The sequence below is a fragment of the Achromobacter sp. 1012554356 genome (assembly GCF_059760815.1).
Genome location: NZ_JCBANC010000003.1, coordinates 18,598 through 36,931, shown reverse-complemented (window position 1 = coordinate 36,931; position 18,334 = coordinate 18,598). Strand labels below are relative to the sequence as shown.

19 protein-coding genes and 2 pseudogenes are annotated in these 18,334 nt (G+C 64.7%); 14 read left to right on the top strand and 7 right to left on the bottom strand.

Annotated features, from left to right (window positions below):
- Positions 1–329 precede the first annotated feature (329 nt).
- The 4 genes from AC6LJW_RS01990 to AC6LJW_RS01975 all read right to left on the bottom strand — a co-directional run bounded on the left by AC6LJW_RS01990 (position 330) and on the right by AC6LJW_RS01975 (position 1,928).
- Entirely contained in the window at positions 330–593 is a 264-nt protein-coding gene (locus AC6LJW_RS01990) for an XRE family transcriptional regulator (RefSeq protein WP_498086350.1), read from the bottom strand.
- A gap of 32 nt (positions 594–625) precedes the next feature.
- On the bottom strand, positions 626–793 hold the full coding sequence (locus AC6LJW_RS01985) for a hypothetical protein (RefSeq protein WP_498086349.1): 168 nt from the start codon (positions 791–793) through the stop codon (positions 626–628).
- A gap of 102 nt (positions 794–895) precedes the next feature.
- Positions 896–1,210: a hypothetical protein gene (locus tag AC6LJW_RS01980; protein ID WP_498086348.1), complete on the bottom strand. Its 315-nt coding sequence runs from the start codon at positions 1,208–1,210 to the stop codon at positions 896–898.
- 55 nt (positions 1,211–1,265) lie between these two features.
- The gene (locus AC6LJW_RS01975; RefSeq protein ID WP_498086347.1) at positions 1,266–1,928 is read right to left on the bottom strand and encodes an SOS response-associated peptidase; all 663 of its coding nucleotides are present in this window, start codon (positions 1,926–1,928) and stop codon (positions 1,266–1,268) included.
- Between the two features lie 164 nt (positions 1,929–2,092).
- Here AC6LJW_RS01975 and AC6LJW_RS01970 point away from each other — a divergent pair, with 164 nt between their 5' ends.
- The 13 genes and pseudogenes from AC6LJW_RS01970 to AC6LJW_RS01910 form a co-directional block, all read left to right on the top strand.
- Positions 2,093–2,464: a response regulator gene (locus AC6LJW_RS01970; RefSeq protein WP_498086346.1), complete on the top strand. Its 372-nt coding sequence runs from the start codon at positions 2,093–2,095 to the stop codon at positions 2,462–2,464.
- Positions 2,465–3,126: 662 nt separating this feature from the next.
- Positions 3,127–3,795 (top strand): annotated as a pseudogene (locus tag AC6LJW_RS01965) (hypothetical protein); the annotation flags it as partial.
- 18 nt (positions 3,796–3,813) lie between these two features.
- Positions 3,814–5,706 carry an autotransporter family protein gene (locus AC6LJW_RS01960; protein ID WP_498086446.1) on the top strand — a complete coding sequence of 631 codons (1,893 nt, stop codon included), beginning with the start codon at positions 3,814–3,816 and terminating at the stop codon, positions 5,704–5,706.
- 265 nt (positions 5,707–5,971) lie between these two features.
- Positions 5,972–6,238, top strand: a complete 267-nt coding sequence (locus tag AC6LJW_RS01955; protein ID WP_056315734.1) for a hypothetical protein — start codon at positions 5,972–5,974, stop codon at positions 6,236–6,238.
- A 14-nt stretch (positions 6,239–6,252) separates the two neighbouring features.
- A complete protein-coding gene (locus AC6LJW_RS01950) occupies positions 6,253–7,653 on the top strand; it encodes a pilus assembly protein TadG-related protein (RefSeq protein ID WP_498086345.1) in 1,401 nt (466 codons plus the stop codon).
- Entirely contained in the window at positions 7,650–8,264 is a 615-nt protein-coding gene (locus tag AC6LJW_RS01945) for a TadE/TadG family type IV pilus assembly protein (protein ID WP_056571331.1), read from the top strand. Before AC6LJW_RS01950 ends, AC6LJW_RS01945 begins: the two co-directional genes overlap by 4 nt.
- The gene (locus AC6LJW_RS01940; RefSeq protein WP_498086344.1) at positions 8,261–8,965 is read left to right on the top strand and encodes a hypothetical protein; all 705 of its coding nucleotides are present in this window, start codon (positions 8,261–8,263) and stop codon (positions 8,963–8,965) included. Before AC6LJW_RS01945 ends, AC6LJW_RS01940 begins: the two co-directional genes overlap by 4 nt.
- Positions 8,962–9,765, top strand: coding sequence for a Flp pilus assembly protein CpaB (gene cpaB / locus AC6LJW_RS01935; protein WP_498086343.1), 804 nt, complete (start codon positions 8,962–8,964; stop codon positions 9,763–9,765). Before AC6LJW_RS01940 ends, cpaB begins: the two co-directional genes overlap by 4 nt.
- On the top strand, positions 9,762–11,141 hold the full coding sequence (locus AC6LJW_RS01930; protein WP_498086342.1) for a type II and III secretion system protein family protein: 1,380 nt from the start codon (positions 9,762–9,764) through the stop codon (positions 11,139–11,141). Before cpaB ends, AC6LJW_RS01930 begins: the two co-directional genes overlap by 4 nt.
- Complete coding sequence (locus AC6LJW_RS01925) at positions 11,128–12,819, top strand: TadA family conjugal transfer-associated ATPase (protein ID WP_498086341.1); 1,692 nt, start codon at positions 11,128–11,130, stop codon at positions 12,817–12,819. Before AC6LJW_RS01930 ends, AC6LJW_RS01925 begins: the two co-directional genes overlap by 14 nt.
- Entirely contained in the window at positions 12,816–13,661 is an 846-nt protein-coding gene (locus tag AC6LJW_RS01920; RefSeq protein WP_056571323.1) for a type II secretion system F family protein, read from the top strand. Before AC6LJW_RS01925 ends, AC6LJW_RS01920 begins: the two co-directional genes overlap by 4 nt.
- Positions 13,662–13,673: 12 nt before the next feature.
- A complete protein-coding gene (locus tag AC6LJW_RS01915; RefSeq protein ID WP_498086340.1) occupies positions 13,674–14,558 on the top strand; it encodes a type II secretion system F family protein in 885 nt (294 codons plus the stop codon).
- A pseudogene (locus AC6LJW_RS01910) lies at positions 14,555–14,788 on the top strand (DUF192 domain-containing protein); the annotation flags it as partial. The gene AC6LJW_RS01915 and the pseudogene AC6LJW_RS01910, both read left to right, overlap by 4 nt.
- 6 nt (positions 14,789–14,794) lie before the next feature.
- Here the strand turns inward: AC6LJW_RS01910 and AC6LJW_RS01905 are convergent.
- The gene (locus tag AC6LJW_RS01905; RefSeq protein WP_056571319.1) at positions 14,795–15,598 is read right to left on the bottom strand and encodes a BPSS1780 family membrane protein; all 804 of its coding nucleotides are present in this window, start codon (positions 15,596–15,598) and stop codon (positions 14,795–14,797) included.
- Between the two features lie 63 nt (positions 15,599–15,661).
- Positions 15,662–16,630, bottom strand: coding sequence for a homoserine kinase (locus AC6LJW_RS01900; RefSeq protein ID WP_056571317.1), 969 nt, complete (start codon positions 16,628–16,630; stop codon positions 15,662–15,664).
- Between the two features lie 217 nt (positions 16,631–16,847).
- Between AC6LJW_RS01900 and dusA the strand changes: the two genes are divergently transcribed.
- Positions 16,848–17,828: a tRNA dihydrouridine(20/20a) synthase DusA gene (gene dusA, locus AC6LJW_RS01895; protein WP_427984746.1), complete on the top strand. Its 981-nt coding sequence runs from the start codon at positions 16,848–16,850 to the stop codon at positions 17,826–17,828.
- A gap of 34 nt (positions 17,829–17,862) precedes the next feature.
- Here dusA and AC6LJW_RS01890 read toward each other — a convergent pair whose 3' ends face one another.
- Positions 17,863–18,321 carry a CBS domain-containing protein gene (locus tag AC6LJW_RS01890; RefSeq protein WP_056315762.1) on the bottom strand — a complete coding sequence of 153 codons (459 nt, stop codon included), beginning with the start codon at positions 18,319–18,321 and terminating at the stop codon, positions 17,863–17,865.
- Positions 18,322–18,334 lie beyond the last annotated feature (13 nt).

Sequence of the window (18,334 nt, the reverse complement as noted above, 5' to 3'; positions counted from 1 at the left end):
CTGTTGCCATGTGGCTTACCTCGATAGCGGTGCCTGCATTCGGGTGGTCGCGCCAGCAGGCACCCAATCCCGTGGCGTAATACCTATACCAGTTTCGTTCAAAGACGGGCACCAGCCAGATGGATATACAGTGCGCCTGGGTTGACGGTAGTTATGCGAGGCACGTAGCCCGCTGGGCCAACTGGACCCAGTGGCCGAACTCGCTGCGCTTGACCCTCTGATGGCTGATGGCGCGGCGCCTGATCCGCTGCGCGACCGAATTATTTCGCCCTCCGGGCTGGAACCCAGCAAGTCACGGCCCCGCTGGCCGCGTGTCAGGCGCGGTTGCGCTAGGCTTCTTCGGCGCCGCGAATCGTCGCACCGATGGCTTGCATTCGAGCGTGAACGCGGGCCATGTCTTCCGGCTTCAGTTCCAGCACGGCCGCCAGATGGAACAGGTTCGGGTACGGCATATCCTTGGGGGCAGCGCCGCCCGTGTACTTGCGCCAGTGCTGTTCACCGACGCACGCAAGCGCGGCCATCTGCTTACCCGTGTAGCCGAGTTCGTTCTTGAGGGCCTGGAGGTCGGCCGGGGTGGGGGGTACGTAGTCCATATGAAAAACCCGCCTTACGGCGGGTTCCTTGTTTATCCGATCATCACTTTTGCAAGGGCCGCGCCGGTGGTGAATGCTGCGGCGATCATCACCATGGGGTACCAGGCACGTTCGCGGATCATCTTGGCGGCTTCCGCGTTCAGCTTGCTGGTCTCGGCCATCAGCTTCGCGATTTCCGCTTCGGTCTTGATGGTGTCCAAGGCTTTTTCCATTTCTCGTCCTTTCGGGTTTTCGGACTGCGCGGGCTGCGCTATCCATGTACAGAATAATAGCGCATTATGCGCTAGTCGGCAAGAACTATTTTAGAGTTTTTGCTCGATCCACTGCATCCACCACCCTTGGTAGTAGCACCGGCCGTCGATCTCTTCGAAGCCGCAGACCATCATGCCCCGGTCGGAGCAGAACGTCAGCAGCTCGGGTTCAAGCAGATCGGGGATTGGGCCTTTCTCGGTCGCGCCGAACTTGGCCAGCCCGTCCATGGTCATGACCCGCACCTGACGGCGCATGTCCTCGCGTGTGATCGAGTACATCCGCACTGAGCCGGTGACCGCCGGGGCCGGGTCATTGTCGCGGCGCTTCTGGCCGAGGTAGTGGGTGCGGACGACGGAGCAAAGCATGGTTCTGCTGCTGTAAAGCTGTATGGATATACAGTATATGGCAGCAGAATTAGGGTCAGGTCATCGGTGTGGCGATCAGCTTGTCGGAGGGGAAGGGCGCGAGGAAGTCGCGGCTTTCTTCAGTGCTGGCCGTCAGCCAGTCGCGGTAGGCTCCCTCGGGAAGGATCACCACCATGCGTTTTTCTTTGTTAGGTTGGTGGTAGTCGCGGAACAGCGGATCCTGGTCTGCGTTGATGGTGAGCATCGTGTAGCTCTCCTGCCATTGCCCAGCCGCGTCGCGGTAGCGGTCCCACAGTCCGGCCACGCCTAGCGGCGCGCCATCCGCCCGTGTAAACCGTGTGGCGACGGCCTTGCCCGAACGCCAGTCAGGCTCAAAGATGGCATCGGCTGGGATGATGCAGTGCTGCGCCCGGCGCCAGGCGTTGCGGAAGGTGAAGGCGTTGGCGACGCGGTCGTCACGCGCGTTGAAGGTAGATAGCTTTTCTGCGCCGGCCAGCGCGTCGGGCCGGGTGGAGCCTGATATCAGACCCCAGCGGCCCGTCACGGCTTCGATGCCGGGTACGGCCTCGTCGCCGGCGTCATGCTCGGGCGGCCGGCGGATGAAGATGCCTTGGTAGCGCGGCCACATGTCGTACTTGCCAAGCACGCCCGGCCGGGTCACGCCGAACTTCTTGAGCAGCAGCTCAGCGTCTTTCAGAGTCTGGTAGTGGCTGCACATGAAATCCTCCTAGGGGAGGGTCAGTATAGGTGCAGAGGGACAATCGGACCGGGTTGACCCTGATGCGGATCTGTCGCAAAGTACAAGGCTCGGAGCCATCGCAACGGCGCTCAAGCACTAGTGCGTCGTGCAGGTATCTTTCAGCTGTTTAAGGATCCTGAGCAATGCGAGTTCTAATCGTTGACGACGATTCGACGACGGCAGAATTGACCGCCGAGTGTTTGATGTTGGACCCGGGTGTTTCGGCCAGAACTGCTGGCGATGGCGCTACAGCACTTCGCGCGCTAACGGAGTTCGACCCGGACGTGATTTTGTTGGACCTCGAGTTGCCTGACGAACCCGGCCTGGAACTCGCCCCGCGATTTAAGGAAATGAATCCCGAGCGCGCGCCTCGCATAATCGTTTTTACCGGAAGTGCGCAGGGTGACGCCCGTTCTCTACCTAACGGTATCGACGCTTGGCTAACCAAGCCGGTGGATCTAGACACGCTACTCGACTGCATTTTTCGCCCCGCAGGCGGCGAGAAAATGCTCTGACGGAAAGGCATGCCAACCACTTTTCCTGTTCCGCAATTGAAAATCGGCGTTTGATTCTAAAGGGATTTTTCGAGCGCTCGCAGCGTTGATTGCGGAACAGAAATCGGCCGCCACGCCGCATAAATCCTAGATTCCCCGACAGACTCATAATCCGTTGGTGCCGAGTTCGACTCTCGGGGGGCCTACCAAAGAAATCCTGAGCAATCAGGTACCGCAGCCGCCAGCAATGGCGGCTGTTTTGTTTTCGGCGCGGGCATGACGCGATAGGGGCGTTCTCGGTGGGGCGAGCGAGAAAAAATGCGGCTCGGAAACCGGCTTAATCGTCACGAAACTGGATGAAATCGCCTTGCGCAAAGCACGACGACATCACCCCCCACGCCATAGGGAACAAAATGAAAATCAAGGCTCGCAGCCGCCCATACTGGCGGCTGATTCATTTTGCGGTGAGCTGAGCGTTTTTCCCACCGAATTCAGTCTGGAAAGGTTTTTTGCCGTTGCAGCGGAACCACGATTCCTGTCACCGGTATTACTCCCGCTCATCCGAAAGATCTATCCTCAATAATCTTCAAGGCGCTCCTGACGCCGCGGCCGTGCGTAGTCCCAGCCCAGGCCATCTCATGTTTCGCATGTGCTGATACCGAATCCCGATCGGAGGACGTTTCATGAAAAACAACCCTCTGCACGCCGGCGTGCTTTCTCGCTCGTCGTTGCTCTCCCTCCTGGCAGTTCCTTGTGTGTCCATCGCTCAGATAACAATCGAGGGTGGGCAGACGGTAACAGTTCCTGGGACGCAGGCGTCTCCCTGGAATGTCAACGGTGAGCTCGCGGTGGGAAATGCGGGAGACGGTACGCTGAACATCTCGAATGGCGGCGTGGTTTCCAGCTTGGATGCCTACTTGGGGGGCATTGCAGGTGGTGCGGGCGTGGTTACGGTTACCGGTGCAGGCGCGCGATGGGAATTGTCTGGCAACAGCGCAAGCGTGTTGAATGTCGGCTGGATCGCGGCGGGAACGTTGACGGTGGCCGGGGGCGGTGTCGTACGGAGTCCGCGCGCCATCATCGGGGAGTTTGATGATGGGATGGGTATTGTGACCATCAGCGGCGCGGACTCGCAATGGATCAACGCGCAGCAGCTATTTGTCGGGATGTCCGGCAGCGGCAGCTTGATTATCGCGGACGGCGGATACGTCTCGACGGACTCCAGTTATGTCGGGTTCTCTGAAGGAACGGGCGCGGTGACGGTTCGCGGGGCAGCATCACAATGGGTTTCCGCCTCGCCCATTCAGATCGGCACGCTAGGGACAGGCAAGTTGACGATTGCCGAGGGGGGCAAGGTCTCTGCGCCCGGGATGCTTCTGGCGACGGCTGCTCCCGGAAGCGGCACGATCGTCATCGGCAGCGACTCGGGGGCCGCACTGGTCGCGCCTGGCTCTTTGAACACCGCTCGAATTTCATTTGGTCCGGGCGACAGTCGGGTTCTCTTCAATCACACGTCGCTCGATTATGTGTTCGACGCCTCAATCAATAACGGCGCCAACAATGCGATGGGTTCCAATACCGGGTTGGTGGGGGGCGGCCGGATCGAGGCGATGGCCGGTCGCACCATTCTGAACGCGGATCATCGCGACTTCACCGGGGTTGCGCAGGTTGGTGGCACGGGCATTTTCCAGGTCAACCGCGATCTGTCCGGTGCGGCAATGCAGATACTTGCCGGCGGTACGTTGGAAGGGATCGGTCGGGTTGGAAGTGTCGTCAATGCAGGCACGGTCTCGCCCGGGGCGTCTTTGGGAGCGCTGACCATCACTGGAAACTACGTGGGCAGCAGCGGCTCGCTGCTGCAACTTCAGACGGCGCTCGGCGGTGATGATTCACCCACGGACAAGTTGATTGTCGTTGGAGACGTTGCGGGAAATACTGCCGTCAAAGTGACCAATCTGAACGGCGGTGGCGCGCAGACGGTAAACGGTATCCGCGTTATTGAGATCGGCGGTGCGTCTCCCGCCAACGCGTTCACGCTCAGAGGTGATTATCAGACCGAAGGCGGACAGCAAGCCGTGATTGCGGGCGCGTATGCGTACACGCTGCGGCGCGGCGGCAACGAAACGCCGGCTGATGGAAATTGGTATCTCGTGTCCGCGTATACAGCGCCGGAGACGGCCCCCGAACCTGAGCCTGGACCTGGCCCGGGACCCGGATCTGGACCCGAACCACAACCCGAACCCGGCGCGCCGGAGGAGGAAATTCCCGGCGGTACGGAAGACGGACCGCGCTATCAACCCGGCGTACCGCTTTATGAACAATATCCCCTGGTACTCGCTTCCCTGAATTCCTTGCCGACGTTGCAGCAACGCGTCGGCAACCGCTATTGGCGGACGGACGGGCAGCCCGCCACGGGCGAGAAGTTTGGCGCCTGGGGCCGCATTCAGGGTTCCACCAGCTCAATGACGCCGTCGCAGTCGGCCACCAAATCGAGCCGGGATGTCGATCTGTGGAAGCTGCAAACCGGGATCGACGTCGTAGCGAACCGCCGGGCGGATGGGTCGATGCTGGTGGCGGGCGTCAATCTGTCTCATGGCAGCGCGTCGGCCGATATCCGATCTCCGTACGGGCGGGGCAAGATCGACTCGACCGGCACCGGAGTTGGCGCGAGTCTGACGTGGTACGGCGCCAGCGGGTTCTATGTGGACGGGCAGTTGCAGGCGATGTGGTTCGACAGCGATATCTCGTCGCGCACGATCGGGCGCCGGGAGGTGAAGGGCAACAACGGAAACGGCGTCGCGGTCTCGGTGGAGACCGGCTATCGCTATCCCATCGCCAACGGGTGGTCGCTTACCCCGCAGGCGCAATTGGTCCGGTCCCGCGTGGACTTCGACAGCTTCACAGATCCGTTCGGTGCGAAGGTGCGCCTGGACGATGGCGACAGTCTCAGCGGACGCCTCGGCGTATCGCTGGATTACGAACCCGGCTCAGGCGTCGCAGCGGGCGCAGCGGGCCAAACCCATGTGTACGTCATCGCGAATCTCTACAACGAGTTCATGAATGGCACCAACGTCAACGTGGGGGGCGTGGCCTTTCGGAGCCGGGACGAGCGGCTTTGGGCAGAGCTTGGCGTGGGCGGCACCTATCAATGGAACAAGGGGCGCTACGGCGTGTACGGCAACTTGAGCTTGGCCGGCGCCACCAACAACATGAGCGACAACCACTCCGTGGGCGGGATGATCGGCTTTCGAGTGCAGTGGTGATGGGGGGCTGAAATGGAAGAGCGCCCCAGCTCAAGGTGAGTCTGAGGCGCTCCTGCCCGGCTTCGCACGCGATGGGTGTCAGACAGCCCGGCAACTCAAATCTACTGCTGGCACTCCGGCCCGGCAATAGGGGAAACCCTTGCGATAAACAGGGTTGGAACGTCAAGATCTGGGGGCGGATTTGTCCGCCTCGGCATCCACGAATTGTCCGCCCGTCGCCCGCTGGCGACACTGTCCTCCACGTTCATTGCACGGGAGAACAGGCATGTGGGGGCATCGAAAGCGCCAATTGGGCCAAGGCATGACCGAGTACATCGTCGTCGTGGCGCTGGTCGCCGTTGCGGCGATCGCGGTCTATCAGTACTTCGGGCAAGTCGTGCGTTCGCAGACCGCGGCGATGGCCCGCGAGCTGGCCGGTGAGGACGGCAGCACGCAATCCAAGGCTGCGCAGCAGGCGGCGCAGAAGGCTGCCGCGCAGACCAAGGCGCGGTCGCTCAAGTCGTTTACCGGCAATGCCGAGATCGCGAATTGAGGGCGCATCCAATCATGTTCGCCGATCAACAGCGGGGCCAGGCCCTGTTCCTGGGTATCGTGATTGCGGCCGTTGGCGCGGCGTCGCTGGTGGTCCTGTACAACGTGGGCCAGACCATCGAGGCTCGAAGCCGCCTGACCCACGCCGCCGACGCGGCGGCCTATAGTGGCGCGCTCGTCCAGGCGCGTGCGCTCAATGCCATTGCCTACGTCAACCGCAGCCAGATTGCGCATCAGGTTGCCATGGCGCATCTGGTGACGTTGGGGGCGTCCGCGCAGTACCTCGACGCGTTGCAATCGCAGCGCCGGCGGGGCAATCCGCCGGCTGGCCTCATCGCGATGCTTTTCGGGCCCGATGCCGGTGCGGCCTATCAGGTCGCACAGGCGCCATCCAATGCCGAAGGCCGGCTGGCCCGAGCTTTCGCGCAACACGATCGCGTCGTGCATCAGGTGCTGGAAACGGCGGCGCGAGAAATCGTGGACGATCTTACAGCCTCACGCGACCACGCAATGCGCGAGGTGCTGGCCGCCAACTATCCGGCGTTTGGACCGATCAACGCCGGCAATGCGCCGGCAGCATCGCCACTTGCTTTGCGTCTGCTGACAGATGGGTGGCCTGGCTACACCGAACGCCACGCCGCGACTCGCAAGGCCGGCCTGCGTCCTGCAACCGAAGACGCGGTGGCCCGCTATGGATTTCTGGATCGCCGCAACGCCACACGCCGCAATCCTTGGGCGATCAGCTCAAGGTGCCCCTTGCTTCGGCACGAACTTAGGCGGCGCGGCTCGACCTGGCTTGGGCCGGACGGCCAGTGGGGCGCCTTGGACACGCAGTCCTATCACGCGCTGCGCTCGAACCGTTGGATCGGCTGTTATTTTCGCGAGTATGCGATGGGGTGGGGAACCGTGCAGGGCGAAAAAAGCCGTGCTCCCGACGACGTGGAATTTATCGAGGATCCGCCTGCGGACTTCTCGCAGGAAGACTTCTGGCGATGGGTGGAACACGCCACCTCGTGGGACATCTTCGACGGGGCCACCAATCCCATGGCGAACTCATACGCCATGGCATCGGCGCGGCGCTGGCCGGGGCGCGGGTTGCCGGCCTATCTAGAGGTCTCGCCGAAGCGTCTTGCTGAGCCATTGCGCTTTGCCGTGGCGGTCAGCCTGGATTCCGGCGTTGTGAAAACCACGGACGCCGACAGCGCCGTCGCCACGCCAACCGGCCAGTTTCGCTATGCCGCGCTGGGGCGGTCCGGCGCCGTCGCGGTCAGCACGGCCGCCGAAACGTACTTTGCGCGGCCGGAACGGCGAGCCGACGGCCGGTTGGAACTGGCCACGCTCTTTCGGCCGTATTGGCAAGCCCGCCTGTCCGCGGTCACGTCCCAGGAAGCCATGCAGGCCGGGAGGCTTCCATGATCAGGCGCGCGGCAAACGAACGCGGGCAGGCAGTGGTAGAGGCGCTGCTGATGTTGCCGCTCATGGCTGTGCTGCTCTGGGCGGTCTCCGATATCGGCGCGATGCAGTTTTCAGCGCAACGAATCACGCAGGCCAGCAGGCAGGCCGTCATGGCGGCGGCGTTGGGGCAGCCGGTGGCCACACTTCGTGTGCCGTTGGGGATGGACCTGGCCGGCACCGCCCAACGCTGGCCCGGCTCAGCCGTGGCCGGTGCTTCCTTGCAGGACGAATGGTTCGGTGCGGCAATGCAGTTGCTCTCCGTGCAAACCCGTTCGCTGCCGAGTCCTGGGATCGCCATGTTTGGATTGCCGATATCGCGTCACCTCAGCGTCGCAAGCGGAGCGGGCTATGCGCATGGCGACGCGGACGCGCAACGCCGTGTTGGCGCATCGTCCACCGGATGGCTGCAGGCCAGCCGGACGTCGCGGGCCGAGGCGGAACGGATGCAGCGTCAGGTCGGCAAGGTCGAGGCCCCCTGGGGGCGGCCCGCGATGTCGCTGGATTGGCTATCGGCCTGGGGTGACGTGGCGCCCAATGATCGGCTTGGCAAGCGAGCGGAGGACGGAAGATGAAGCAGGTCGGAATTTTGCCCAAGCGGCGCGACGCGTGGCGCGGTGTTGGTTTGCTTGCCGCAGCGGCCGGTCTTTGTGGTGTGTTGATGCTGTTGCCACAGCGCGCGGGCGCGTCGGGCGGCGTCTCCAGCCTCGAGGCACTACGACTGCCTGCGGGCGCGGTGCGTGAACGCATCGCGGATCGGATGTGGCTGCATGGGATGCCGGCCCAGGTGTGGGTGTTCGACGTGCCGCAACGCCCGTCCGCCTTTGCCAAAGCGCTGGCTGCGCAACAGCCTGCGTTGGCCGATCTGCACGTGCTGCCCGGGCAACTCATCTTGTCCGGCCGCGTTGGCAACGACCGATGGGTGGCGCAAATGGAAAGGGCCGGAGTGGACCGCACCGTTGGCAGCCTGTCGGCGATCAGTGTTCGCGCGGCTCCCTCCGCGCAGTTGCCCGGCTGGCTGCCGAAGGGCGCGCGCGTCAGATCTGACGTCGCCGTTATGGAATCTGGCGTCAAGGTTTCCGACCGCATCTGGCAGTACGCCGTGCCGCCGCAAAAACTGGCCGAACTCCTCGATGCCGGTCTGCGGCGGGCGGGATGGGTTCTGCAAGATGATGGTGCCGGACACTGGTGGGTGCGCGAACGCGAGCGGATGAAGCTGTGGTTGGTTTCGGTGGACGGCGGTAGCGGGCTGCGTGCTCTGGGGTGGGCGCCATGAAGCCCTGGATATCTCGCGGCGCCGCGCGGCTGCGCCGTACCGGTGTGTATGGATTGGCGGTGCTTGCGGGACTGGTTGCCGCCTGGGCCGTGCAAGAACACGTCCAGCAGCGCGTCCAGGCGCTGGAAGCCGAGGCGCACACCCCGCTCGTCAGCCGTCTGGTGGCGGCCTACGACTTGCCGGCCGGCACGCTGCTCGAAGACGTGCACTTGGCCGTGCGCAAGATACCTCAGCCCTGGGCGCCTGGCGCCAGCGTCGATCCGCTTGAGGTCGGCAGCGTGATTGGCGCCACGCTTCTCGCGGATGTTGCGCATGGCGAACCCTTGCTGAGAAGCTTCATGACCTTCGAAGCGCCGGAGCCCTCTCTGTCGGCGCGGCTTCGGGCGGGCCAGCGCGCCTTAACGGTGGCCGCCGCGGACCTGGGGGGGCTGGCGGACATGCTGAAGGGGGGCGATGCGATCGATATCTACGTGACCTTCAATCATCGCCAGCGAGAGATCACCGTACCGGTGCTGCAGCGCATGCGCATCCTGACCGTCGGGGGCGAGGACGGCGCGGGCAACGTCACCTTGGCGGCATCGCCCGACGAAGCCATGCGGTTCATCGCCGCGCGGCAGGCGGGGGTGTTGACTGCGATGCTGAGACATCCCGATGACGCGGCTTCCGTGAACCCCGCTGTTCAAAGCGACCTGGCCGCGCTCATTGGATTGGCCGCTGAACCCACGCCCGTGCCTGGTGTCGCCATCCTGTATGGCGACCGCCTGGACGCGCAGGCAAGTTTCGAAGCGGAGCATCCATGACACGAATGAAAATCCTCTTGGGCATCGTGCTGTGCCTGGTTTGCCTGCCCGCGTGGTCCGACACCCAGACGCTGGAGCTGCAAGTCGGCGAGACCCGCGTGTTGCCGCATCCGGGCGTGAGGCGAGTAGCCATCGGCAATAGCCAGGTGGTCAACGCCGTGGCGGCCGAAGGGCGCGAGGTCGTGGTGTTCGCGCGGGCGGAAGGGGTGTCGTCCGTGCATGTCTGGGCGGGCCGCGATCGCATCGCGGCCTACGAGTTGCGCGTGGTTGCCGCTGGCACGCCGCGCTTGCGCGACGAGGTCCAAAGCCTGCTCTCCCGCATTCCCGGAGCGCGAAGTTCGAACGTCGGTGGCCGCATCGTGATCGAAGGCGACGACCTGTCGGATGATGACCGCTCGCGGATCGCGGCCTTGGCTGACCGATATCCGGATGTCGTGGATTTCACGGGACAGGTGGGGTGGGACCGCATGGTGCTGCTGGACGTGCAGGTGGTCGAGATTCCCACGTCGCGGCTGCATGAGTTCGGCGTGCGCTGGGATGGCATGACGCAAGGCGGCGTCAATGCGGGATTGGCGTGGGATGGCGGATCCCGTGGCCGTATGACTCGTCCCGGGGAGCAGATCATCGAGACGGCGGCGCCGGTTTCATCCGCCGCGGGCTACTTCGGCGTCAACGCCTTGCTGTCGGCACGTATCGCCGCGCTGGCCCAAACAGGCGAAGCGGTCATGCTTGCACAACCCCAGCTTCTTGCACGAAGCGGCGCCAGCGCCACTTTTCTCGCGGGCGGGGAGGTGCCCTATGCCTCCACCGACGCACGGGGCAACCCCACCACGCTGTTCAAGCCCTATGGCGTTTCGCTGAACATCACACCTCGGATCGACCGCAATGGCGTCATCCGGTCGCTGATCGAGGTGGAGGCCAGCTCGGTGGATACCTCGTTGAGCCTTCCGGGCGGTCCGGCGCTGCGGACACGTCGCGCGTCGACCGAATTCAATGTGCGCTCCGGCAACACGCTGGTCATTGGCGGATTTCTCTCGCGCGAGCAGGGCACCGACGTCAGCGGCCTGCCGGGCCTACGGAGCATTCCCATCCTGGGCGCGTTGTTTTCATCCACGCGCTACCAACGTCGCGAGACCGAACTGGCGATCTTCGTGACGCCGAAGATCGTGTCGCAGGGTGAGCCCGCCATGGCGGATCGCGTTCGGCGCGGCCGCGAGATGCTGGAGACGACGTTTGCGAATCCTCCGCGTCTGGGAACGGCGGTGCCTTCCGACGCGGCAGGGTGGGATCCGTACGCCGGCGCCGGCTCGCAATGGGTCACCCGTGCGGCCGGTGCCAATTCGATGTTGCCGGAGGGCCGTGATGTTGAACATTGAACTGACCTTCGAGGACGCCGCGCAGCAGCAGCTCAAGCTGCCTGTGCCAGTGCTGATTGGAAGGGGCGCCGATTGCGGGCTGCGGATTCCCACGTGGAGAATCGGCCGCCAGCACGCGCGGCTGCTGTGCGAAGCAGACATCATCGTCCTGGAAGACCTGGGCACGCTGGCGGGCACGATGGTCAACGGCCTAAGAGTCGTGCGGCACGCGCCGGTGCTGCCTCACGACGAGATCCTTATCGGGCCTTGCCGGCTGCGCGTATCCAGGCAGAAGCAGGACGCGGCTGCCCGCATCGACGCCACGGATGCCGCGGCGCAGGGGCCCGCGCAATCCGGGCAACCGGCAACGGGTGATGACATGGCCGGCCCACCGCAGTCGGCGCCGCCATCCACCGCGCACCGGCTGCACGACCGCCGACGCCTGCACGCGGCGCTGCTAAGCGCGCTGGACCTGCGCCGGCGAGACGTGGCCGGGATGAGCGATGGCATGCTTCGCGTCGAAGCCGAGCGCCTTCTGATGCAGATCGTGGCCAAGGACGCCGAGGTTCCGTCGCAGGCCGACAAGGCGGCGCTTTGCCGCGAGGTGCTGGATGAAGCAGTGGGGCTCGGGCCGCTGGAACCGTTGCTCGCGGCGCCGGACATCACGGAAATCATGGTTAATCGCTATGACGAGATCTACGTCGAGCGTGCGGGCCGCCTGTGGCGTGAGCAGGCCGCGTTCACCAGCGAGCAGTCGGTGCGCTGGGTGATCGAACGCATCGTCACCCCCTTGGGCCGCCGCATCGACGAAAGCTCGCCGATGGTGGATGCACGTCTGCCGGACGGCTCGCGGGTGCACGCCATCATTCCCCCCGTGGCGATGAAGGGCGCCAGCCTGACCATACGGAAGTTTCCGCAGCGGCGGCCGCAGATGCCCGACCTGATCGCGCTGGGCGCCCTGAGCGACCCGATGGCGCGGTTTCTGGCGTTATGCGTCAGGATGCGCAAGAACCTGGTCGTTTCGGGCGGTACCGGCTCTGGCAAGACGACGCTGCTGAACATCCTGTCCAACGAGATTCCCGACGGCGAGCGCGTGGTCACGATTGAAGACGCGGCAGAGCTGCGGCTGAACCATGCACATCTGGTCGCGCTGGAGGCGCGGCCGGCAAACCAGGAAGGCAGAGGCCGAATCGACATCCGGGAGCTCGTGCGCAATGCGCTGCGCATGCGGCCGGACCGCATCGTTGTGGGCGAATGCCGGGGCGCCGAGGCGTTCGACATGTTGACGGCCATGAATACGGGCCATGAAGGCTCTCTGACCACGCTGCACGCCAATTCTCCGCGGGATGCGTTGGCCCGGCTGGAATCCATGATTCTCATGGCGGGGCTGGACCTGCCGCTGCCGGCGGTCCGCGAGCACATTGCCGCAAGTGTGGATGTGCTCGTGCAGCAGGCAAGACTCTCGGACGGACGCCGTGTTGTCACGTCGATCGTCGAAGTGGCAGGCATGGAGAGCGGCCGCATTCAGCTGCAGGCGTTGTTTGGCTTTGACCGAACGCAGGGATTCCGCGGATGCGGCGCGCAGCCGGGATTCGCGCAGGAATGGGCGGATAGGGGCGTGCATCTGGATGCCGCCTGGTTTTCAGACTTGGCGGGGCAGTCGCCGGAATTCGGTTCTTATGCGCAGGGCTTGCCATGATCTGGCTTGCGGCAGCGGCCGCCATGGTGTGCGCCGGACTGCTGGCGTGGCGCGCACAGACCTGGTTTTCGCCCGCGCTTCGCCGATACCGCGAGGTCTATACGCAGGACGCGGGCGTGCGGCTGAGCGAAGTGTTCCTGTTCATCGACCCGCGCCAATTGTGGGCGGGCGCTGTCGGCTGCGGATTGGTGACTGCGGTCGTTGCGTTCGCGGCCACCGGTAGCGCGCTGATGGCGGCCTTGTTCGCCCTTCCGGCCTCGCGCGTGCCGCGGATGGTTGTAGAAGGATTGCGGCGCCGGCGTGCGCGGCGCTTTGAAGCGCAGTTGCCCATGGCGCTGTTGATGCTGGCTTCTGCGTTGCGGGCCGGCGTGGCCATGACGACGGGTTTGCGCCATGTCGTGGACCAGAGCAGCGCGCCGCTCGCCCAGGAGTTCGGTCTGATGCTGCGCGAACAGCGTCTGGGCGTGCCGTGGGACGTTGCGCTCGGCAACCTGCAGGCCAGGATGCCGGCCGATTCGACCTCCCTGGTGGTGGCGGCAATGCGCATCGCGGCCAAGACCGGCGGCAATCTGGCAGAAGCCCTGGAAAGCATCGCGCAGACGTTGCGTGGCCGCCTTCAGTTGCAGGCGAAGCTGCTGGCGCTGACGTCGCAGGGGCGGCTGCAGGCGTGGATCGTGGGGGCGTTGCCCTTGCTGCTGCTGGCGGTGCTCGACCGGCTGGAGCCGGAAATCATGGGGCTGTTATGGCACACGCCAATGGGATGGGGCGTGCTTGCCATCGTGGCGGTGCTGGAGACGGCTGGCGTGCTGCTGATCCGGCGAATCATGCGGATCGATATCTGAAAGGAGGCGGGGATGTGGCTTTACCTGAGCATGATCGCGACGGCGGCCGGCACTGCCTGGCTTGCCTGGGTGCTGTTGAGTCCGTTGTTGAGTCCATTGCTGAGCGAGGAACTGGAACCGGCGCGTGCCATGCCGTGGTGGTGGCGCGTCGCATGGCCATGGATCGCGGCGGTGGCGCCATTGGCGGGCCCGCTGTGCGCTTGGCGGTGGCGGCTTCGGCTGGACCGGGCCATAGAACGGGCGGCGTTGCCCCGGGCAGTGGGGTATGCGCACATCGCGGCGTTGTGCGGTAGTGCGGCCATCGCTGCCGGCAGCATGGCCGCTGTGGGAGCGCTTGCGCTGGCGCCGCCAGGCGCTGTGGCGTGGCTGCCCTGGTCGCTGGGGGCGGCCGCAGCCGCCGCAGTGGCGCCGGTCTTGTGGTTGAAGGGCCTGGGCACACAGCGATGCCGCGACATCGAGCGGGATCTGCCCTTCGTGTTCGACATGATGACGCTGTGCGTCGAAGCCGGATTGAGCGTCCAGGGTGCGCTGCAATTGGCGGCGCAGAGCGGGCCGCCGGGCGTGCTGTGCGACGCCCTGGCCGATGCGCTGGCCGAGATGCGGGCGGGGATGTCCAGAACCGCGGCGATCAAGACGTTGGCCGAGCGCAGCAACAGTGCGCTGGCACGCAATTGGGCGGCAGCCTTGGCGCAGGCGGAGGCGCTTGGGGCCAGTCTGGGGCCGGTCTTGCGCGCGCAAGCGGCGCAGTGCCGTAGCGACCGCCACACGCGGGCCGAGCAGCTGGCGATGCAGGCGCCGGTGAAGATGCTGCTGCCTTTGATCGGCTGCATCTTTCCGTGCACGTTCATCGTGCTGGCGTTTCCCATTGCGGTCCAGCTGCTGCAGAGCGTGCAATGAGCCGCCCCATGTCATTGCGCAAAGGGCGTCTGCGATTGCTGATGGTGAATCACTGGTGGGGGCGGATGCGCGGGTTGCTGGGAAGGGCCCCGCCGGGGCCGCGGGCAGGCGTGCTGCTGACTCCCTGCGCCGCGGTGCATACCTTCGGCATGCGTTACGCCATCGACGTGGCGTTTATCGGCCAGGACGGCCGGGTGGTGAGACTGCGGCCGGCGCTTGCACCGTGGCGGGTAGCGTTATGCCTGCGCGCCGTCGCCGTTGTCGAGATGCGTGCTGGCGCTTTGGATGCCGAACACGGAGGTATAGGCCGGATAGAAGCTGCAGTACAGAACGCCGCCCGCCGCAATGTTGAACGGGATCTGCAGCGTGCCGGCAAACTGAGGCGACAACCCGACGGCAACCAGCAGCCCGGCGCACAGGTCGATGAACAGGAACACCATGATCCAGCAGATGCCGTACACCAGGAACGGCAGCTTGTTGCGCCAGCAGGCGATGCCGGAGAAGAACAGGGCCTGAGTCAGGCGCAGACCGTGCCAAGCCACCAGCACGGGCGCGTGCCAGAACAGCGCTGCGATCACCACGTAGCAGATCGCGAACAGCATCAGCGGCATGGCCATGGCCGACAGAATCGGCTCCATGCTCTTTTCGACCGAGGCGATGCGCATGCCTTCCATCATCGCGTCGGAGAAGGGCAGGAAGATGGCCAGGCCCATCAGCAGGCAGGTGCCGGCATACAACACACCCATCAGGAACAGCTTGCGGAACACGCCCGGCTGCTTGAGGGGCTTGCCCCACATGGACGGCAGCATGACGCGGTCGGCCTCTACGTGCTTGCACGCGGACAGCGTCATCAGGGTGATGATGGGCATCAGGGCCACGACGAGCATCGGGCCGATGGGTGGCGTTGCCGAAGCGAAGACGACGAGCAGGCTGATGGCCATGGCCCAGGTGAACATGGCAAGGGGTTGTTTGCGGAACAGACGGAATCCGTCGCGGACCCAAAGCCAGCCGGACGTCGCGGGTAGAAATGCTGCTTGCATGGCTCTCTAGAGGGGAGGTCTCTCAAATAGGGGATGCTGTTCCCATTATGGGGGGCGTAGCGGTTACGGCAAGACGGGCAGTTCCGAGCGGTGGCGCGCTTGCAACACTCTTTCGAAGTGGCGCGGGTCGTGCGGTTTGAGCGTCTGCGCCGGGCGGGGCAGGAAGAAGTCATACAACCGGGACAGCCAGAAACGCAGGGCAGCCGCTCGCAGCATCTGGGGCCAGACTTCGCGCTCGGCCTCGGTGAACGGGCGCACCGCGGCGTAGGCGGCCAGCCAGGATTGCACAAGCTCGGGGATGAATTCACCGGTGTCGCGATCGATGCACCAGTCGTTGACGCTGACGGCAACGTCGAATAGCCAGGTGTCGCAGCCCGCGAAATAGAAGTCGATGATGCCGCCCATGAGCGGATCCTCGAATGTGCCTGCGAACAGGACGTTGTCCCGGAACAGGTCGCAGTGGGCGGGGCCGGACTGCAAGGCCTGCCATGCGGGCGTCTTGGTGGCGGCCTGCTGCGCAGCCAGCTCGGACGTCAGCAGTTCGGCCTGGGCCGGGCTGAGGAAGGGCATGACCTTGGGCGCGGTCTCTAGCCACCACGAAAGCCCGCGCAGGTTGGGCTGGTGAATCGGAAAGTCTTGCGCCGCGACGTGGGCGCGGGCGAGGGTGGCGCCGGCGAGCGCGCAGTGGGCGGGGCCTGGGGCCGGCTCGTAGCCGCCGGGCAGGCGCGAGACGATGGCGCACGGCTTGCCGTGCAGCGTGGTCAGGCGGGTGCCGTCGCGCAGGGTCTGCGGCTGCGGCACCGGGATGCCGCGTTCGGCCAGGTGATACATCAGCTCAATGTAAAAGGGCAACTGGGCCTGCGTCAGCACCTCGAACAGCGTCAGGACATATTCGCCGCGCGTCGTGTACAGAAAATAGTTGGTGTTTTCGATACCCGCCGTAATACCTCGAAGCGAGACGAACTCGCCCAGATCGAAATGCGCCAGCAGGGCGCGCGCGTCGTCATCGGATACGGGGGTGAATACGGCCATGGATCTTCGGTATGAGGGTTGAACGGACGCGCGCACGGGCGTGCAGGGGCGCGGCGCCGCAATTTTAGACCACATGGCGGGCAGCCTCTGGCCGCCGTTCCTGGTGGTCCGCCGAACCCGGCGGGCAGAATGTCGCCAAGCACCGTAAAATACCGCATCCCCTTGTTTTGTAGAGTGATTCTTGGACTCCCCCGACTGGCGGCTTTGCGTCGCCCCGATGATCGACGTCACTGATCGCCATTGCCGGTACTTTCACCGGCTGCTCGCGCCGCGCGCCCGCCTGTACACCGAAATGATCACCACCGGTGCGCTGCTGCACGGCAACGTGGCCCGCCACCTGGACTTTGACGAGGCCGAGCATCCCGTTGCGTTGCAACTGGGCGGCAGCGAGCCCGACGCGCTGGCGCATGCCGCCAAGCTGGGCAAGCAATGGGGCTATGACGAAATCAACCTGAATTGCGGATGCCCGTCCGAACGGGTGCAGAAGGGCGCCTTTGGCGCCTGCCTGATGGCCGAGCCGGCGCTCGTGGCCGACTGCATGAAGGCCATGCAGGACGCCGTGGACATTCCTGTCACGGTCAAACACCGCCTGGGGCTGGACTACAACGAATCGTATGAATTCGTGCGCGATTTCGTGGGCAAGGTCTATGACACCGGCTGCCGCGTATTCATCGCGCATGCGCGCAATGCGGTGCTCAAGGGCTTGTCGCCCAAGGACAATCGCGAAGTCCCCCCGCTGCGCTATGACGTGGTTGCGCAGTTGAAGCGCGATTTTCCGGATTGCACCTTTGTGCTCAATGGCGGACTGGCCGACGCCGGGCAGTCGGTGCAAGCGGCCGAGGCCTTTGATGGGGTGATGCTCGGGCGTGCCGCTTGGCATACGCCGCGGGTGCTGTCTGAGGTATCAATGCAGTTGTGGCCGTCGGTGCGGCTGCCCAGCGATGCGCAGGTCGTGGACGCCATGACGGAATACGCCGCGCGGCAGGTTGCCAAGGGCGTGCCGCTGCGAGTGATGACGCGGCCGATGCTGGGACTGGTGAACGGCCAGTCGGGTGCGCGCCGGTGGCGCCGGATGCTGTCGGATCCGGCTTTGCTGGCCGCGAACAACCCGGAGCTGATCTATGACGCGTGGCGCAGCCAGCGTCATGCGCCGGGCGCACGAGACGCCACGCGCGAGTCCGCGCCCGCCGGGATGTGAACCCGCGGCCGGCGCTGCAATGGCGCCGGCTGGTTCAGGACTGGGCCGGTTCCGCGCTTTCGGCGGGCCAATCGCGAATGTAGGCCTTCAGCATGTTGTTTTCGAACTGCTGGGCCGCGACGATAGCCTGCGCCATGTCGTAGAACGAAATGACGCCCATCAACGTGGGGCCGTCCATGACGGGGATGTAGCGGGCGTGCTTTTCCAGCATCAGGCGCTGGACTTCGTCGGCGCTGGTGTTGGGCGAAACGCTGACGGGCGCGTCGTCCATGATGGAACGGATGGTCGTATCGCCCGCGCCGCCATGCGCGTGCATGTGGCGGATGATTTCGCGGAATGTAAGCATGCCGGTCAGGGTGCCGAATTCCATGATGACCAGCGAGCCTATGTCTTGTTCGCTCATGGTTTGCACGGCCTGGGCCACGGGCATGTCGGGCGACGCCGTATAGAGCGTATCGCCCTTGACGCGCAAAATCTCACTGACCTTCAACATCGGTATCTCCTGG

Excerpts from the sequence above, each read along its gene's own strand:
- AC6LJW_RS01990 (WP_498086350.1), bottom strand. The coding sequence starts at position 593 with ATGGACTACGTACCCCCCACCCCGGCCGACCTCCAGGCCCTCAAGAAC.
- AC6LJW_RS01980 (WP_498086348.1), bottom strand. The coding sequence starts at position 1,210 with ATGCTTTGCTCCGTCGTCCGCACCCACTACCTCGGCCAGAAGCGCCGC.
- AC6LJW_RS01975 (WP_498086347.1), bottom strand. The coding sequence starts at position 1,928 with ATGTGCAGCCACTACCAGACTCTGAAAGACGCTGAGCTGCTGCTCAAG.
- AC6LJW_RS01970 (WP_498086346.1), top strand. The coding sequence starts at position 2,093 with ATGCGAGTTCTAATCGTTGACGACGATTCGACGACGGCAGAATTGACC.
- AC6LJW_RS01960 (WP_498086446.1), top strand. The coding sequence starts at position 3,814 with ATGCTTCTGGCGACGGCTGCTCCCGGAAGCGGCACGATCGTCATCGGC.
- AC6LJW_RS01955 (WP_056315734.1), top strand. The coding sequence starts at position 5,972 with ATGTGGGGGCATCGAAAGCGCCAATTGGGCCAAGGCATGACCGAGTAC.
- AC6LJW_RS01950 (WP_498086345.1), top strand. The coding sequence starts at position 6,253 with ATGTTCGCCGATCAACAGCGGGGCCAGGCCCTGTTCCTGGGTATCGTG.
- AC6LJW_RS01945 (WP_056571331.1), top strand. The coding sequence starts at position 7,650 with ATGATCAGGCGCGCGGCAAACGAACGCGGGCAGGCAGTGGTAGAGGCG.
- AC6LJW_RS01940 (WP_498086344.1), top strand. The coding sequence starts at position 8,261 with ATGAAGCAGGTCGGAATTTTGCCCAAGCGGCGCGACGCGTGGCGCGGT.
- cpaB (WP_498086343.1), top strand. The coding sequence starts at position 8,962 with ATGAAGCCCTGGATATCTCGCGGCGCCGCGCGGCTGCGCCGTACCGGT.
- AC6LJW_RS01930 (WP_498086342.1), top strand. The coding sequence starts at position 9,762 with ATGACACGAATGAAAATCCTCTTGGGCATCGTGCTGTGCCTGGTTTGC.
- AC6LJW_RS01925 (WP_498086341.1), top strand. The coding sequence starts at position 11,128 with ATGTTGAACATTGAACTGACCTTCGAGGACGCCGCGCAGCAGCAGCTC.
- AC6LJW_RS01920 (WP_056571323.1), top strand. The coding sequence starts at position 12,816 with ATGATCTGGCTTGCGGCAGCGGCCGCCATGGTGTGCGCCGGACTGCTG.
- AC6LJW_RS01915 (WP_498086340.1), top strand. The coding sequence starts at position 13,674 with ATGTGGCTTTACCTGAGCATGATCGCGACGGCGGCCGGCACTGCCTGG.
- AC6LJW_RS01905 (WP_056571319.1), bottom strand. The coding sequence starts at position 15,598 with ATGCAAGCAGCATTTCTACCCGCGACGTCCGGCTGGCTTTGGGTCCGC.
- AC6LJW_RS01900 (WP_056571317.1), bottom strand. The coding sequence starts at position 16,630 with ATGGCCGTATTCACCCCCGTATCCGATGACGACGCGCGCGCCCTGCTG.
- dusA (WP_427984746.1), top strand. The coding sequence starts at position 16,848 with ATGATCGACGTCACTGATCGCCATTGCCGGTACTTTCACCGGCTGCTC.
- AC6LJW_RS01890 (WP_056315762.1), bottom strand. The coding sequence starts at position 18,321 with ATGTTGAAGGTCAGTGAGATTTTGCGCGTCAAGGGCGATACGCTCTAT.